A 13,927-nucleotide genomic window follows, 5' to 3' on the forward strand; every position below is an offset into this window, starting at 1 on the left:
TGCCTAGCGCCGCCGCAGCGTGCTCGAAGGCGCCTCGCCGAAGCGCCCGTGGTACGCCGCCGCGAACAGGCCGAAGTGGGTCCAGCCCCAGTCGGCGGCCACGTCGCGCACCGTGGTGCCGGCCGGTGCCACCAGCAGTTCGGCGCGCGCGCCGGCCAGGCGCGCCTCGCGCACGGCCTGCATGGGCGTGCAGCCGCGGAATTCGCGGAAGGCGGCGCTCAGCGTGCGCACGCTGACGCCGGCGGCGGCGGCCAGTTCGCTCAGCGTGGGCGCCTGACGCGCGTGCTGGCGGATGTGCTGCTCGGCCGCCAGCACGTGGCGCGGCGCCAGGCGGTGGAGGGTGGGCGGCGGCGCGTCGAGCTGCTGGCGCCACAGCGTCAGCAGGTGCAGGCCGATGGCCTCTTCCAGGTGCCGCCCCAGCGGCCCGTGCTCGACGGCATCGGGCATCTCGGTGATGCAGCGGCAGACGTAGGTCAGCAGCGCGATCCAGCTCGACCGCGTGCCGCCGAAGCGAAAGCTGCGCGCCCACATGCGCTCGTCGGCCGGCTGGCCGAACCAGCGCTCGTGCAGCGCGGCCATGGCGTCGTGCCGGAACGTGAGGTTGACCTGCAAGTGGTCGGCGTCGGCATCCAGCCAGTAGGGCGCGCGCGAGTTGTCGACCAGGAAGGCCTCGCCGACGCCGGTGTCGCTGTACGTCCGCCCGCCGGACCAGTGGCGCACGGCACCGCGCAGCGTGGTCAGCACGATGCCGGTGCCGGCCTCGGCCGAGAACTGCGTCAGGTGCACCGGGATGCCGTAGCGGAAGCGGCTGAGCGTGATGTCGCCGATGCGAATGGCGTCGAGCACCGAGTCCGGCGCCCGGGCCGGCCCGGCCGGCGCGGCGTCGTAGGGCATGTAGACCTGGCGGCACCAGTGCTGCACCTCGTCCCAGTCGGACGAGGCCACCAGGCGGTGGCGCGTGCTCGGTGCGCCCTGGGCGTCGGTGATCAGCACGTTGCGGATGGCTTCCACGTGGTTGTCTCCTTGGGCAATGGCGAGCCGCGGTCGCCGCTGACGCAGCCGCCGGTCTTCGGACCGAACAACCGCGTCGCGCTTCTTCTGCGGCCGCATGGTAGCGGCGTCCACCGGACGGATGGCCTTGCGAAGGGGGAGCAGCGCTTTTCAGCGGAACGCAGCCGGGAGCACCAGCCGCGCGCACAGGCCGTGCGGCGGCGTCCCGGCGAGCGGCCGCAGCTCCAGCCGCCCGCCATGGCGGTGGGCGATGCGCTCGACGATGGCCAGGCCGAGCCCATGGCCGGCGTCATCGCCGCCGGCGGCGCCTGCCGAGGCGCCCCGCTGCCACGGAGCGCGCATCGCCTCCACCGCCTCGGGTGCGATGCCCGGGCCGGCATCGCGCAGCTCGAGCCAGGCGGCTTCGGCCTGCCGGTCGGCGCCGACGACCAGGCGCACCGGCGGCGCACCGTGGCGAAACGCGTTCTCGACCAGGTTGGCGATCGCCCGCGCCAGCAGCACCGCGTCGCCAGGCACCACCAGCCGCCCGGCGGCCGTGGCTTCGACCTCGACCGGCACCGCGCGCCCGTGGTCGCGCGCCGCGGCGGCGGCCTCGTGCGCCAGGCCCGCGAGGTCGACCGGCGCCACCACCAGCGGCGCCTCGCCGTCGTGCCGCGCCTGATCCAGGAAGTGGCCGACGATGGCGTCGAGCTCGGCGATGCCGCGCTCCAGGCGCGCATGCAGGTCCGGCCCGGCGCGCGCGGCGAGGATCTCGATGCCCAGGCGCAGCTTGGTCAGCGGCGTGCGCAGGTCGTGCGAGATGCCGGCCAGCAGCAGTCCGCGCTCGCGGCCGGCCCGCTCGAGATCGGCCACGAGCTGGTTGAAGCTGCGTGCGACGGTGGCGATCTCGAGCGGGCCGTCCTCCGGCAGGGGCGGCGGCCGCACGCCGGAGCCGAGCTGCCGGGCCGATGCGACCAGCGCGCGCAGCGGCCGCTCGATGCGCCGCTGCAAGGCGATGGCGCCGCCCAGCGCGAGCGCCGCCATGGCGAGCGACGCGATCAGCCAGGCGCCGGTGAACTCGCGCGCCGGCGGACGCCAGCCGACCGGCAGCCAGTGCGCGCTGCGCTCGTCGCCCTGGCCGACCTCGATGCGCAGCGCCAGCCGGCCTTGGGCGTCGCGCCGCCAGAGGGCCGGCATGCCGCTCTGCTCGAGGCGCCTGGCCATCGCACGCAGAAAGAGCCGCTCGGCCGCGCCGGGGCGTCCGGCGCGCGAGGCGGCGGCATCGGCGGCGCCGGGGACCGCAGGCAGCGCCCGTGTTTCTCGCGCCAGTGCGTCGATGAAGGCGGCGCGCTCGGCGGGCCGCAGCGTGCCGAGCGCGCCGCGCATGGCGACGGCATGGCGCGCGAGCGCCTCCGCCGCCTGCTCCGTCCTCGGCCTGGCCACGAGCTGCCGCACGAGCAGCACGGTCACGAGCTGGGCCACCACCATCAGCGCCACGAGCAGCAGGACGTTGCGGCCGAGCAGCGTGCGCGGCCAGCCGGTTGGTGTCATCCGCCGGGCCCCGGGTCGGCGACGAACACGTAGCCCGCGCCCCACACCGTGCGGATGTACCGGGGTGCCGAGGGGTCGGCCTCGATGACGCGGCGCAGCCGCATCACCTGCACGTCGATCGAGCGGTCGGTGGCGGCGTGGTCGCGTCCGTGCGCGAGTTCCATCAGCCGGTCGCGCCCGAGCGTGCGGCCGGGGTGACGCGCGAACGCCTTGAGCAGCGCGAACTCCGCGCTGGACAGCGGCACCTCGGCTCCGTCGCGCACGAGGCGGCGGCCGGCGAGGTCGAGCACGAACGCCCCGAACGACACGCGCGCTGCGGCGTCGGCCGGGCCGGCATGGGCGCCGAGCATCCGCTGGCGGCGCACCAGCGCGTGGATGCGGGCCAGCAGTTCGCGCGGCGTGAACGGCTTGGCGAGGTAGTCGTCGGCCCCCATCTCGAGGCCGAGGATGCGGTCGAGCGGGTCGCCGCGGGCGGTCAGCATGAGGATGGGAATGGTCTCGCCGGCGGCGCGCAGCCGGCGGCAGAGCGCCAAGCCGTCCTCGCCGGGCATGGTGACGTCGAGCACCAGCAGGTCGAAGCGTTCCCGCGCGAGCAGCCGGTCGACCGCGGCGGCGCCATCGACCGTGCGCACCGCCAGTCCGTGGTCGCCCAGGTAGCGTTCGAGCAGCGCGCGCAGGTCGGGTTCGTCGTCGGCGACGAGGACGCGCGTCGGGGCGGGCAGGTCGGGCGCTTGCATGGCGTGCGATGCCATCGTAAACAGCGCCGCCCTTCGCGTCGCGCCGGCGCCCGGCCCTGCGGCGGCGGATTTCGTGACAAACGATGACAGCCCCGGTGCGCAGCGTCACCGATCGTCATGCACGATTGCCGTCCGGCAACCCAAGGCGCGGCCCCGGGGCGCCACGATGAAGCCCTTCGCAACCCGACCCGAAAGCGCCCCATGATGTCTTTGCCCATCCTCGCGGCCACCGCCTGCCCGAGCCGCCGATGAACGCGCGTCACAGGCTGCTCGTGCCGGCCGGCGCGCTGGCGGCGCTGCTAAGCGCCTGCGGCGGCGGGGGCGGCGGCGGCGGGGAGAACGCCGGCCCCACCCTCGCCCAGCGCAGCACGGCCGCGAAGGCCTCGGCGGAGTCGACGACGAACGCCTGCGCCGCCGTGCGGCCCTTCTACTGGGAGGTCGGCGACGCGGCGGCGGCGCAGGCGTCGGGCTCGGTCGATGCCGCCGGCGGCGCGGTGCACTGGACCGCCGACAGCGTGATGCCGATCGCGTCGGCCTCCAAATGGCTGTACGGCGCCTACGTGGCGCAACGGCGCGGCGGCGCGCTGACGGCCGACGACGTGCGCTTCCTCAGCTTCCGCAGCGGCTACATCGACTTCACCGCCTGCGAACGCGACGCGACCGTGCAGTCCTGCGCCGAGGCCGGCGACAACAACCGCTACACGGCGAGCGCCGACGGCCGCTTCTCGTACGGCGGCGGCCACATGCAGCAGCACGCAGCGCGCAACGGCCTGGGCGCCTACGACAACGCCGGCCTGGCCGCCGAGATGCGGCGCCTGCTCGACCCCGGCATGGCGCTCGGCTATAGCCAGCCGCAGCTCGCGGGCGGCGCCGCCACCAGCGCGGCGCAGTACGCGCGCGTCCTGCGCGGCATCCTCGGCGGCCGGCTCGTCATGCACGATCTGCTCGGCAGCAACGCCACCTGCACCAACCCGGCGACCTGCCCGACGGCGATCAACACGCCGGTCGATCCCGCCTTGAGCTGGTCGTACTCGATCGGCCACTGGGTCGAGAACGATCCGGCCAGCGGCGACGGCGCGTTCAGCAGCGCCGGCGCGTTCGGCTTCTATCCGTGGATCGACGCCTCCAGGCGCTGGTACGGCGTGCTCGCGCGCTCCGATCTCGCCGCGGGTGCGGGCGGCGCTTCGGCAGAGTGCGGCGCGCTGATCCGTCGCGCCTGGATGGACGGCGTCGCGCGATGAAGCGCCGCCGCCCGGCCGCTCAGCCGGCCAGCGAGCGGTACACCGCCGTCTCGAGGTTCATGTAGCCGACGAAGGAGGCCGGGTCGCCGAATGGCAGGATCTGCGTGGCCCAGTAGCCGCCGATGCCGTTCTTGCGGTCTATCCAGTAGAACAGGTTGGCCAGGCCCGCCCAGCCCTGCGCGCCGGCGGGGCGGCCGGTGGGCGCCTGCTCCTCGTTGATCATGAACGGCAGCGACCACGACTTGGCCTGGCCGGGGAAGAACTCGGCGTCGTTCGACAGCGACGGGATCACGCCGGGCAGCATGGTCACCTTCAGCTTCGGGTCGAGGTGGCGGCGGCAGGCCATCTCCACCGTCTCGGCCTTGAGCACCCGGCCGCCCGGTGAATTGCCGTCGTTCAGCCACATGCGGATGAACTTCATGTAGTCGCCCACGCTGCCGTACAGGCCGTGGCCGCCGAAGTGCACCTCGGGTTGGGCCGGCAGCTCGAAGTCCATCGCCTCCAGGCGGCCGTCGGGGTGGCGCGCGTGCACGGCGGCCAGGCGGGCGCGGACGCGGTCGTCGATCGAGAAGGTCATGTCGTCCATGCCCAGCGGCCCGAAGATGCGGCTGGCGAAGACCTCACCCAGGCGGCGGCCGGTGATGCCCTCGACCACCTGGCCCACCCAGTCGAGGTTGGTGCCGTACTCCCAGCGCTCGCCGGGATCGAACAGCAGCGGCGTCTCCAGCGCGGCGCGCGAGGCGGTGATGACGCTGGGCTGGCGGCCGGCCTCGGCCAGGCGCTTGTAGTTCTCGTTGAAGAAGTCGTAGCCGAAGCCGCCGCTGTGGGTGAGCAACTGGCGCGTCGTCACCTTGCTGCGCGGCGCGCGCAGCTTCGGGCTGCCGTCGGCGGCAAAGCCGTCGAGCACCTGCAGCTTGCCGATGGCCGGCGCGTACTTCTCGGCCGGCGCGTCCAGGTCGAGCTGGCCGCTTTCCACCAGTTGCAGCGCGGCGGTGGCGGTGATGGCCTTGGTGGTGGAGAAGATGGCGAAGGTGCTGTCGGTGGTCATCGCCGCCGGCGCGCCCAGGCGGCGCACGCCGGCCGCGCCCTCGTACACATTGCCCTCGCGGTTGGTGACCATCGCCACCACGCCCGGTACCTTGGGATTGCCTTCGGCCGCCTCGCGCAGCACGGCGTCGAGTGCGGATGTGAGTTGCTCGCTCATGACTTGTCTCCTTGATTTGCCGGCCTATGGAAGGAACTGCCTCGCCGGGCACCGTGAATCTAGGCACAAAACCCGCCCGGCGCTGCCGGAATCTGGCAGCGCCATGTCTCGATCTGGCAGAAAGTGAGGCTGCCGGGCTACAGGTCTTCTTCCCTAGGCCGGAGCCGCCGCCGCCTTGCCCCCGGGGGTCCCGGCAAACGGCCGGAACGCCATCAGCACCCCCATCGCCGCCAGCCCGATGACCCAGGCGCCGACGTACATCGGCGCGTAGCCGCCCAGGCGGTCGTAGGCCAGGCCGCCGAGCAGCGGCCCGGTGGACATGCCCAGGCTGCCGGCCATCGCCATCGCGCCGATGATCGTGCCCATCATGCGCAGCGGGAAGTTCTCGCGGATCAGCACCGCGTACAGCGGCATGGTGCCGGCATAGATGAAGCCGACCAGCATCGCCACCGCATAAAAGCCGTAGAGCCGGCTGACGCCCGCGTAGGCCAGCACCGCGAAGGCCTGCGCCAGCAGGCCGATGACGAGGACGCGCTGCGCGCCGAAGCGGTCTCCGGCCAGGCCGAAGCCGATGCGGCCGGCCATGCCGGCCAGCCCCTCGATGCTGTAGATCGTGACCGCCGCGATCATCGGGATGCCGCAGCTCACCGCATAGCTCACCGTGTGGAAGATCGGGCCGGAGTGCGCGGCGCAGCAGCAGAAGTTGGCCAGCATCAGCACGGCGAACTGCGGCGAGCGCAGCGCCCGGGCGACGCTCATTTCCGCCGACGGCCCGTCGCTGGCCGTGCCGGCCGGCGCGGCGTCCAGCGCCGGCGGCCGACGCACCAGCAGCGCGGCCGGAATCATCAGCACCGCCGCGACGCCGGCGACCACGAGCATCGCGCTGCGCCAGCCGTAGGCGGTGACCAGCCAGGCGGCCAGCGGCGCCATCGTCATCGGCGCCATGCCCATGCCGGCGGAGACCAGCGAGACCGCCAGGCCGCGCTGCGTGTCGAACCAGCCGGTGACGCAGGCCATCATCGGCGCGAACACCGCGGCCGTCGCGCCGCCGACCAGCAGCCCGAACAGGAGCTGGAACCCGCCCAGCGATGTCGCCCGGCTGGCCAGCGCCAGGCTCGCCGCCAGCACCACCGAGCCCGCCAGCACCACCGGGCCCGGACCGACGCGGTCGGACAGGCTGCCCCACGCCAGGCTGGCCGCGCCCATCGCGAGGAAGGCCAGCGTCATCGCGGTGGAGATGCCGGTGACCGACCAGCCGGTGTCCTCGGCCATCGGCCGCAGGAAGACCGGCAGCGAGAACATCGCCCCCATCGCGACGCAGCCCAGCAGGCCGCCGGCGGCGACGATGACCCAGCGGTAGGGGTGGTTCATGGCCTTCCTCCGGAACGCGTCGTGCGCCGATGCTGCGCGCTGCTCAGGCTGCCGGCGTGCTGCCCCAGCCCAGTTCCACCAGCCCGGTGAAGCCGCCCCAGAACATGCGCATGCCGTCGAAAGGCATGTTGTCGGGCGAGCAGGCGATACGCGGGTCCTGCATCACCAGTGCGTTGATGCGGTCGCGCTCGGCGCGCGAGGCATAGACGATCCAGGCGAACACGGGCACCTCGTCGTCCTTGAGCTGCACGGCCTGCGGGAACGAGGTGACCTTGCCGAGCGGCACGTCGTCGCCCACGCATTCGAAGTACTGCAGCGCGCCGTGTTCGATCCACACTTGGCCGGCTGTGTACGCGAGCGTGCGGTAGGCGTCCAGCTTGGCGCGGGGGACGGGCACGACAAAACCATCGACGTAGTGCATGAGGTTCTCCAATCAAGGTTTCAGGAGTGTCACCGGCGCACGTAGCGCAAGTGCGTGGCATTCGGGCCGTCGAGCACCTTGTCGATGCGGAACCGCGGCCCGGGCTCGCGCAGGTTCTCGAAGAGACGTCGCCCACCGCCGAACAACACCGGCGCCAAAGCGATTTCCAGTTCGTCGACGGCATCCAGGTTGAGGTACTGCTGAATCACGTCCGCTCCGCCCGCGATGCGAACGTCACGGCTGCCTGCAGACTCACGGGCCAGTTCCAGCGCGCGCTGCGGCCCGTCGTTGACGAAGTGGAAGGTCGTGCCGCCGGGACGCACCCAGGGTTCGCGCTTCTCGTGGGTCAGCACATAGACCGGCGTGTGGAACGGCGCCTCATCCGGCCAGGCGACTTCGCCCTGGTCGAACATCCGCTTGCCCATGACGTTGGCGCCGATGCGCTCCGTCGTGCGGCGAACCAGGTCATTGACCGGGCCGGTCTCTCCGCCGGGCCCGAGCTTGAGGTTGTCGCGAAAGTGCTGCTGGCTGATGAGCCAGGCCATCAGGGCACCCCATTTGGCGCCCCAGTTCTTGTACTCGGGCTTGCCCATGGTCATGCCTTCCGGTGCCATGTAGCCGTCGAGGCTGAGTCCGATGTTGACGAATACCTTGCTCATCGCTTGCTTCTCCCATGCTCGAATTCAAGACTCCGGATCGAACATGATCTCGCGAACCTCTTGCGCGCAGCGGCACGCGGCGGCGAGCCTGGCGGCCCAGGCGAGTGCCTCTTCGCGTGAAGCAACCTCGATGACCGAAAAGCCGCCTATGGCCGCTTTCGTCTCGGACACCGGCCCGGCCGTGGTGGTCCCGTCCGTTGCGACGATGGTCGATTGCTGGCGCTGCACGCCGCCGCCGAAGATCCACGCCCCCGCGGCCTTGGCCTCCCTGACCACCCGGCGTGACGCCTCGCTCACCGACGGCAAGTCTTCCTGAGGAATGGGGTCCATGGCGCCGTCATCAAACGAGATCAAGTACCGGGGCATATCGCGTCACTCCTCATGCGGCGAAGATGTCTGCGTCACGACTTCCTGGGCGCCTAATTCGGAACCTCAGGCTCGACGAGGCGGGCGAGCTGGGCCAGCGATTCCTGCCAGCCCAGGGTGCACATCTCGACCGGGATGACCTCCGGGATGCCGGCCTGCTCGATGTCGATTTCCGTGCCGCAGGCCACCGCGCGCAGCTTCACCGTCACGCGCATCTCGCCGGGCAGCTTGGGGTCGTCGAAGCGGTCGGTGTATTCGACGAGTTCGCCGGGTTTCAGCGTCAGGTACTCGCCGCCGAACGAATGGCGGTGGCCGGTGGAGAAGTTCTCGAACGACATCCTGAAGCGGCCGCCGACCTGGCCGTCGAACTGATGCACGTGGCAGACGAAGCCGTAGGGCGGCAGCCACTTGGCCATGGCGGCGCCGTGCGTGAAGGCGCGGTAGACCTTGTCGGGCGTGGTGCGCAGCACGCGGTGAAGGCGCACGGTTCCGGTGGGCATGTTCGGGTCTCCTTCGCGATCACTGCATCGAATGCAGGCCGATGCAATTGCCTTCGCTGTCCACCACCACGGCACAGAAGCCGTACGGGCCGATGGAGAACTTGGGCTTGTGGATGCGGCCGCCCGCGGCCTCGACGCGCGACTGCTCCACCGCGCAGTCTTCGCAGCCGAAGTACACCAGCGTGCCGCCGCCGCCCGGCGAGACGCCGTCCATGCGCACCAGCATGCCGCCCGCGCCGGAGGCGTTCATGTCCATCGGGAAACTCAGCATCTCCATGCCGCCGGCTTCGCCCTCGGGCATGGGCAGCGGCTCCAGCGTGCACCGGAGTACGGCTTCGTAGAACCTGCGCGCACGCGCCATGTCCTGCACGTAGATCTCGAACCAGACGACGGGGTTGGGTTTCATGGGGGCTCCGACTGCTTGAAGGTGGAAAACGCGGCTCAGGCGGCGCCAGCTTCGACGTAGCGCGCGAAGTTGTCCAGGATCGCCTGCCATCCGGCTCGTTGCTGTTCTTCGGAGTGGGTCGGCTCGCTGTCGAACGTGACCGTCACGGCTACGCCGGACGCACCGCTTTCGAACTCGACGAGACCGATGCGGTCTCCGAAGGCGTATTCGATGAGTTGGAGCGGTTCCACTTTGGTGTATTCGCCGGCGAAGTCGAAGCCGAACGATCCGTCTTTGGCTTCCATTCGGGACGAGAACTTGCCGCCCGGACGAAGGTCCACGGAAGAAGCGGTGGTATGCCAATCGGGAGACGCGGTGTTCCACGCCTTGATGTCGTCGGGGGTTGTGTATGCCCGCCAGACCTCATGCAAGGGCGCTTTGACGAGTATTGAGACGACGATCTTCATGTATTTGTCCTCGCGGTCGGTGCGCGCTTTGTGTTACCCGGTCCGTGTTCGACCGGACGCGGCCGGGGGGCGGCTTGCCCTTCAAGCCAGGGCGGCGACATTCACCATCCACGGCGTGCCGAAACGGTCGGTCACCATGCCGAAGCCGGGCGACCAGAAGGTCTTGGCGAAGGGCATGGTCACCTGGCCGCCCTCGGCCAGGCCGTCGAAGATGCGCTTGCCTTCGGCATCGGTTTCGACGCCGATCGATATCCACATGCCTTGCGGCTTCTGATAGCCGCCGCCGCAGGTCTCGAGGCCCATGCCGGGCACCTCCGGCATGGTGTCGGACGCCATCAGGCTCTGCGCGCCGACCTGCAGTTGCGCGTGCATCAGGCGGTTCTTGGCCGACTCGGGCAGCGGCGGCATGCCTTCGCCGGGCGGCATCTCGCCGAAGGTGGACTGGAAGACGATCTGCCCGCCGAACAGCCGGGCGTAGAAGGCCAGGGCCTCGGCGCAGTTGCCGTCGAAGTTGAGGTAGGGGAGGAATTGCATGGTGCTGCTTCCTTTCGTTGGACGGTGATGATTCACAAGGCAGCGAAAACCGCCTTCTGCGCGGCAAAGGCGCGGCGGAAGGCGGGTCGCGCTTCGCCGCGAGCAACGTAGGCAGCCAGATTCGGATGCTCCGCCAGCAGGCCCGAGCTGCCCAGGCGGCGCAGCACCTGCACCATCAGCAGGTCGCCGGCGCTGAACGCGGCATCCAGCCAGTCGGCGTCGCCGAGCCGGGCGGACAGTTCGGCCAGCCGGACGCGGATGCGCGCCTCGACCAGCGGCAGGCGCTGCGCATGCCAGGGCTCGTCGCGCTCCGACAGCAGGGCGATGGAGCGCTCGACGATCGGCGGCTCCACCGTGCTGAGCGCGGCGAACATCCACATGATGGCGCGCGCCCGTGCATCGGCATCCGGAGGCAGCAGGCCCCCATGGCGCTCGGCGATGTGCAGCACGATGGCACCCGACTCGAACAAGGCCAGATTGCCTTGCTCGTAAGTGGGAATCTGCCCGAAAGGCTGGATCGCTCGATGCCCGGCCTGCTTCATGGCGCCGAACGACATCAGGCGGACGTCATAGGGCTGGCCGACTTCCTCGAAGGCCCAGCGCACCGGCATGTCGCGCGCCAGCCCCTGGCCGCGGTCAGGCGAGTGCTCGAAGGCGGTAATGGTGGGACGCATCGCGGACATTGGACCGCGTCAGCGCCCGTCGAACGCCGCCTGCAGCGCGGCGATGTCGAGCTTCTTCATCTGCATCATGGCTTGCATCGCGCGCTGCGAGGCGGCGCGGTCGGGCGCGTTCATCATGCGTTCCCAGTCGCGCGGCGTCACCTGCCACGACAGGCCGTAGCGGTCGGCCAGCCAGCCGCACTGCTGCGCGGCCGGGTCGCCGCCTTCGCCCAGGGCGCTCCAGTAGTGGTCGATCTCGGCCTGGCTGTCGCAGTTGATCATCAGCGACACCGCGGGGTTGAAGCGGAAGTGCGGCCCGCCGTTGAGCGCCAGCATCTCGTGGCCGTCGAGCGTGAAGCTCACGGTCATCACCGAGCCGGGCGGCTTGCCGTGATGCTCGCGCCCGGCTTCGCCGTAGCGCGCGACGCTCAGGATGCGTGAATTCGGAAAGATGCCGACGTAGAACTTCGCGGCTTCCTCGGCCTGGGTGTCGAACCACAGGCAGGGTTGGATGCGTGAGACGAGACGGGCCATGGACAACGACTCCAGCGTCATGTGTGGACGGTGTTCACATGCTAGACGCTAAAATGGACGATGTCCACATCGCAGACCCGCGGGGCTGAAAGTTTTTGTTCGCCCCCCCCTGCTCCCCAAGACATCTTGGCCACCGCCCGCCGCCCCAAGCCCCGCGCCACCTACCACCACGGCGACCTGCGCGCCGCGCTGGTGGAGGCCGGCCTGGCGCTGGCGCGCGAGGGCGGGCCGCAGGCGGTGGTGCTGCGCGAGGCCACGCGCCGCGCCGGCGTGGCGCCCAATGCGGCGTACCGGCATTTCTCGGGCCACCAGGCCTTGTTCGAGGCGGTGCGCGCGGCCAGCCTGGGCGCGCTGGCGCGGGCGATCGAGGCCGAACTGCGGCTGGCCGAGGCGCTGCCCGACCCGGCCGAGCGCGCACGCGCGATGCTCGCGGCCGTGGGGCGCGGCTACCTGGGCTTCGCGCAGGCGGAGACGGGCTGGTTCCTCACGGCGTTCTCGTCCGGCGCGTTCGACGTGCAGACGCCCGCCGACCCGGCGCGCACCGGGGCCAAGGGGCTCAACCCCTTCGAACTGCTGGGCCATGCGCTGGACACGATGGTGCGGGCCGGCGTGCTGCCGGCCGACCGGCGGCCGGGCGCCGAGTTCCTGGCCTGGTCGTCGGTGCACGGCATGGCGCTGCTGATCATCGACGGGCCGCTGCGCCGCGCCGCGCCGGCGCTGCGCAAGGCGCTGGGCGCGCGGCTGCTGCGCATGGTCGAGAACGGGCTGTGAGTCCGCCGTGCGTTCGGCGCGTCAGCGCTGCACGAAGCCCCGGTCCGTGAGGTCGAGCCGGGCCAGGTCGACCCCGCTGTCCTGGCGGAACACCCGGCGGTAGTGCTCGGCGGCCTGCTGCCGGCGCTGGGCGTTGCCCTCGCGGGCCAGCGCCTCGCGATTGGCCATGATCAGCGTGGTCTGGTAGATCATCGTCTCGCCGGCGCGCTGGCGCTCGGCGCCCGTCATGGCCGCGGCCGCGCCGCCCGCGCCCAGTTGCGCCGCCATCGTGCGCCGCACGGCCGCGATGGCCTGCGGCGCGATCGTGTCGCGCTGGTGCACGATGGCCCAGTTCGCGATCATGTAGCCCGCATACACGTCGGCCAGATTGCGTGCATCCAGCCCGTTGGGCACGGCGATGTCGGTGCGGTAGCCCTGCAGCCAGTCCTTGGCCAGCGCCCGGTCGATGGCCGCCTCGGCGCCGGGGTTGGCGCGCACCAGCCCGTCGCGGAAGCGCTGCCGCACCTCGCGGCTGATGGCGCGGTCGCTGCCGATCCGCAAGGCCGCGATCTTGGGCTGCGTGCGCGGCCCCGGCGGTCGGCCGTCCTGCGGGTAGTAGCTCTTGGAGACGGCGGCCATGCCCATCTGTGCGGCCACCGAGCGCCCCATCATGGCCGAGTTCTCCGCCATGTTCAGGAACGGATCGGCGCGCGCGGGCAGCGTCGTCAGGCTCAGCGCCGCGGCCAGCAGCAGCGTGCCGCCGATGCGGCGCGGGGCGGCCTCGCGGCGGGACGGGGGAGGCTTTTGCATGGCGGCCTGGCTGGAGCGGGTGAAGGAATCGCGAAGCATGACCAAAGCTTACGCCCCGTCGCCCCGGGGCCGGACATTTGCGTGTATCCGCAAGCTGCCGGTATGGCAGGACGATACCTGGAGATACTTCTTCGGAGACCGCCCATGGCCAGCACAGCCGTTCGCCCCGTGGCGCTCAAGATCGACGAGGACACCAAGGCCCGCGTGAAGCGTCTGGCCGATGCACGCCATCGCACGCCGCATTGGTTGATGCGCGAGGCGATCACCCAGTACGTCGAGCGGGAGGAAAAGCGGGAAGCCTTTCGCCAGGACACGCTGAAGGCGTGGAAAGCGTACCGCGCCACCGGAGCGCATGTGGCCGCCGAGGAGGCCGATGCCTGGTTGGCCCAGCTCGAACAGGGCAAGGATGTCGGGCCGCCTGAATGTCACGTCTGATCTGGTCGCCATCGGCGCTGCTCGATGTGCAGCGCCCTTATTGCTTTCTCGCATCCCAGAACCCGACGAGTCCCGCGAATGGATCATCGACTTCGCGACAGCGGCCACGTGGCGCGCTACCGGATCGACCTGGATGCGGTCACGATCCTTGCCGTGCGGCATCAAAAGGAGGCAGGCTTCTCTAGACTGGAGCGGGTGAAGGGAATCGAACCCTCGTCTTAAGCTTGGGAAGCTTCAGCTCTGCCATTGAGCTACACCCGCATCGGGTCGGGATTCTAGCGTGCGGCCCTCGGGCACAATCCGCGCCCTC

General features: G+C 70.9%; 18 protein-coding genes and 1 tRNA gene. 3 read left to right on the plus strand and 16 right to left on the minus strand.

From position 1 onward, the window contains the following. Positions 1-3: 3 nt before the first annotated feature. The 3 genes from QM792_RS13585 to QM792_RS13595 all read right to left on the minus strand — a co-directional run bounded on the left by QM792_RS13585 (position 4) and on the right by QM792_RS13595 (position 3,278). Positions 4-1,011, minus strand: a complete 1,008-nt coding sequence (locus QM792_RS13585; RefSeq protein WP_415150639.1) for an AraC family transcriptional regulator — start codon at positions 1,009-1,011, stop codon at positions 4-6. A gap of 150 nt (positions 1,012-1,161) precedes the next feature. Next, on the minus strand, positions 1,162-2,541 hold the full coding sequence (locus tag QM792_RS13590) for an ATP-binding protein (RefSeq protein WP_415150640.1): 1,380 nt from the start codon (positions 2,539-2,541) through the stop codon (positions 1,162-1,164). After that, on the minus strand, positions 2,538-3,278 hold the full coding sequence (locus QM792_RS13595) for a response regulator (protein WP_415150641.1): 741 nt from the start codon (positions 3,276-3,278) through the stop codon (positions 2,538-2,540). Before QM792_RS13595 ends, QM792_RS13590 begins: the two co-directional genes overlap by 4 nt. Positions 3,279-3,526: 248 nt before the next feature. On the opposite strand from QM792_RS13595, the gene QM792_RS13600 reads away from it, so the two are divergent. Continuing rightward, a complete protein-coding gene (locus QM792_RS13600; RefSeq protein WP_415150642.1) occupies positions 3,527-4,519 on the plus strand; it encodes a hypothetical protein in 993 nt (330 codons plus the stop codon). 19 nt (positions 4,520-4,538) lie between these two features. Here the strand turns inward: QM792_RS13600 and QM792_RS13605 are convergent, their stop codons facing one another. The 11 genes from QM792_RS13605 to QM792_RS13655 form a co-directional block, all read right to left on the minus strand. Further along, the gene (locus tag QM792_RS13605; protein ID WP_415150643.1) at positions 4,539-5,723 is read right to left on the minus strand and encodes a serine hydrolase domain-containing protein; all 1,185 of its coding nucleotides are present in this window, start codon (positions 5,721-5,723) and stop codon (positions 4,539-4,541) included. 153 nt (positions 5,724-5,876) lie between these two features. Then, positions 5,877-7,094, minus strand: coding sequence for an MFS transporter (locus QM792_RS13610; protein ID WP_415150644.1), 1,218 nt, complete (start codon positions 7,092-7,094; stop codon positions 5,877-5,879). Between the two features lie 43 nt (positions 7,095-7,137). Further along, positions 7,138-7,515, minus strand: coding sequence for a DUF1428 domain-containing protein (locus tag QM792_RS13615; protein WP_415150645.1), 378 nt, complete (start codon positions 7,513-7,515; stop codon positions 7,138-7,140). A 29-nt stretch (positions 7,516-7,544) separates the two neighbouring features. Next, positions 7,545-8,174, minus strand: coding sequence for a dihydrofolate reductase family protein (locus QM792_RS13620; RefSeq protein ID WP_415150646.1), 630 nt, complete (start codon positions 8,172-8,174; stop codon positions 7,545-7,547). A 24-nt stretch (positions 8,175-8,198) separates the two neighbouring features. Next, positions 8,199-8,504, minus strand: coding sequence for a YciI family protein (locus QM792_RS13625; RefSeq protein ID WP_415150647.1), 306 nt, complete (start codon positions 8,502-8,504; stop codon positions 8,199-8,201). A gap of 89 nt (positions 8,505-8,593) precedes the next feature. Then, positions 8,594-9,040, minus strand: coding sequence for an SRPBCC family protein (locus tag QM792_RS13630; RefSeq protein WP_415150648.1), 447 nt, complete (start codon positions 9,038-9,040; stop codon positions 8,594-8,596). Between the two features lie 19 nt (positions 9,041-9,059). Beyond that, the gene (locus QM792_RS13635) at positions 9,060-9,446 is read right to left on the minus strand and encodes a VOC family protein (protein WP_415150649.1); all 387 of its coding nucleotides are present in this window, start codon (positions 9,444-9,446) and stop codon (positions 9,060-9,062) included. Positions 9,447-9,481: 35 nt separating this feature from the next. After that, positions 9,482-9,892, minus strand: coding sequence for an SRPBCC domain-containing protein (locus QM792_RS13640; protein ID WP_415150650.1), 411 nt, complete (start codon positions 9,890-9,892; stop codon positions 9,482-9,484). Positions 9,893-9,973: 81 nt separating this feature from the next. Continuing rightward, positions 9,974-10,426 (minus strand): VOC family protein, encoded by a 453-nt coding sequence (locus tag QM792_RS13645; protein WP_415150651.1) that lies wholly within the window; start codon positions 10,424-10,426, stop codon positions 9,974-9,976. A gap of 32 nt (positions 10,427-10,458) precedes the next feature. Further along, positions 10,459-11,100, minus strand: a complete 642-nt coding sequence (locus tag QM792_RS13650) for a glutathione S-transferase family protein (RefSeq protein ID WP_415150652.1) — start codon at positions 11,098-11,100, stop codon at positions 10,459-10,461. 18 nt (positions 11,101-11,118) lie between these two features. Further along, positions 11,119-11,622, minus strand: a complete 504-nt coding sequence (locus QM792_RS13655; protein WP_415150653.1) for a VOC family protein — start codon at positions 11,620-11,622, stop codon at positions 11,119-11,121. A 126-nt stretch (positions 11,623-11,748) separates the two neighbouring features. Here QM792_RS13655 and QM792_RS13660 point away from each other — a divergent pair, with 126 nt between their 5' ends. After that, positions 11,749-12,393, plus strand: coding sequence for a TetR/AcrR family transcriptional regulator (locus tag QM792_RS13660; protein ID WP_415150654.1), 645 nt, complete (start codon positions 11,749-11,751; stop codon positions 12,391-12,393). A gap of 21 nt (positions 12,394-12,414) precedes the next feature. Here the strand turns inward: QM792_RS13660 and QM792_RS13665 are convergent, their stop codons facing one another. Then, positions 12,415-13,182, minus strand: a complete 768-nt coding sequence (locus tag QM792_RS13665) for a DUF6683 family protein (protein WP_415150655.1) — start codon at positions 13,180-13,182, stop codon at positions 12,415-12,417. A gap of 144 nt (positions 13,183-13,326) precedes the next feature. Here QM792_RS13665 and QM792_RS13670 point away from each other — a divergent pair, with 144 nt between their 5' ends. After that, the gene (locus QM792_RS13670; RefSeq protein ID WP_415150656.1) at positions 13,327-13,617 is read left to right on the plus strand and encodes a CopG family ribbon-helix-helix protein; all 291 of its coding nucleotides are present in this window, start codon (positions 13,327-13,329) and stop codon (positions 13,615-13,617) included. A 187-nt stretch (positions 13,618-13,804) separates the two neighbouring features. Here QM792_RS13670 and QM792_RS13675 read toward each other — a convergent pair. After that, positions 13,805-13,878 (minus strand) — tRNA-Gly (locus tag QM792_RS13675). Positions 13,879-13,927 lie beyond the last annotated feature (49 nt).

This window comes from Piscinibacter sp., from assembly GCF_047600445.1.
In the GTDB taxonomy this organism is placed as follows: Bacteria; Pseudomonadota; Gammaproteobacteria; order Burkholderiales; family Burkholderiaceae_C; genus Piscinibacter.

What these genes read in the sequence shown, in the direction of transcription:
- QM792_RS13665 (WP_415150655.1), bottom strand. Translation starts at nt 13,182, where the DNA reads ATGCAAAAGCCTCCCCCGTCCCGCCGCGAGGCCGCCCCGCGCCGCATC.
- QM792_RS13650 (WP_415150652.1), bottom strand. Translation starts at nt 11,100, where the DNA reads ATGCGTCCCACCATTACCGCCTTCGAGCACTCGCCTGACCGCGGCCAG.
- QM792_RS13640 (WP_415150650.1), bottom strand. Translation starts at nt 9,892, where the DNA reads ATGAAGATCGTCGTCTCAATACTCGTCAAAGCGCCCTTGCATGAGGTC.
- QM792_RS13590 (WP_415150640.1), bottom strand. Translation starts at nt 2,541, where the DNA reads ATGACACCAACCGGCTGGCCGCGCACGCTGCTCGGCCGCAACGTCCTG.
- QM792_RS13655 (WP_415150653.1), bottom strand. Translation starts at nt 11,622, where the DNA reads ATGGCCCGTCTCGTCTCACGCATCCAACCCTGCCTGTGGTTCGACACC.
- QM792_RS13595 (WP_415150641.1), bottom strand. Translation starts at nt 3,278, where the DNA reads ATGCAAGCGCCCGACCTGCCCGCCCCGACGCGCGTCCTCGTCGCCGAC.
- QM792_RS13630 (WP_415150648.1), bottom strand. Translation starts at nt 9,040, where the DNA reads ATGCCCACCGGAACCGTGCGCCTTCACCGCGTGCTGCGCACCACGCCC.
- QM792_RS13610 (WP_415150644.1), bottom strand. Translation starts at nt 7,094, where the DNA reads ATGAACCACCCCTACCGCTGGGTCATCGTCGCCGCCGGCGGCCTGCTG.
- QM792_RS13670 (WP_415150656.1), top strand. Translation starts at nt 13,327, where the DNA reads ATGGCCAGCACAGCCGTTCGCCCCGTGGCGCTCAAGATCGACGAGGAC.
- QM792_RS13620 (WP_415150646.1), bottom strand. Translation starts at nt 8,174, where the DNA reads ATGAGCAAGGTATTCGTCAACATCGGACTCAGCCTCGACGGCTACATG.
- QM792_RS13635 (WP_415150649.1), bottom strand. Translation starts at nt 9,446, where the DNA reads ATGAAACCCAACCCCGTCGTCTGGTTCGAGATCTACGTGCAGGACATG.
- QM792_RS13615 (WP_415150645.1), bottom strand. Translation starts at nt 7,515, where the DNA reads ATGCACTACGTCGATGGTTTTGTCGTGCCCGTCCCCCGCGCCAAGCTG.
- QM792_RS13625 (WP_415150647.1), bottom strand. Translation starts at nt 8,504, where the DNA reads ATGGACCCCATTCCTCAGGAAGACTTGCCGTCGGTGAGCGAGGCGTCA.
- QM792_RS13600 (WP_415150642.1), top strand. Translation starts at nt 3,527, where the DNA reads ATGAACGCGCGTCACAGGCTGCTCGTGCCGGCCGGCGCGCTGGCGGCG.
- QM792_RS13605 (WP_415150643.1), bottom strand. Translation starts at nt 5,723, where the DNA reads ATGAGCGAGCAACTCACATCCGCACTCGACGCCGTGCTGCGCGAGGCG.
- QM792_RS13645 (WP_415150651.1), bottom strand. Translation starts at nt 10,426, where the DNA reads ATGCAATTCCTCCCCTACCTCAACTTCGACGGCAACTGCGCCGAGGCC.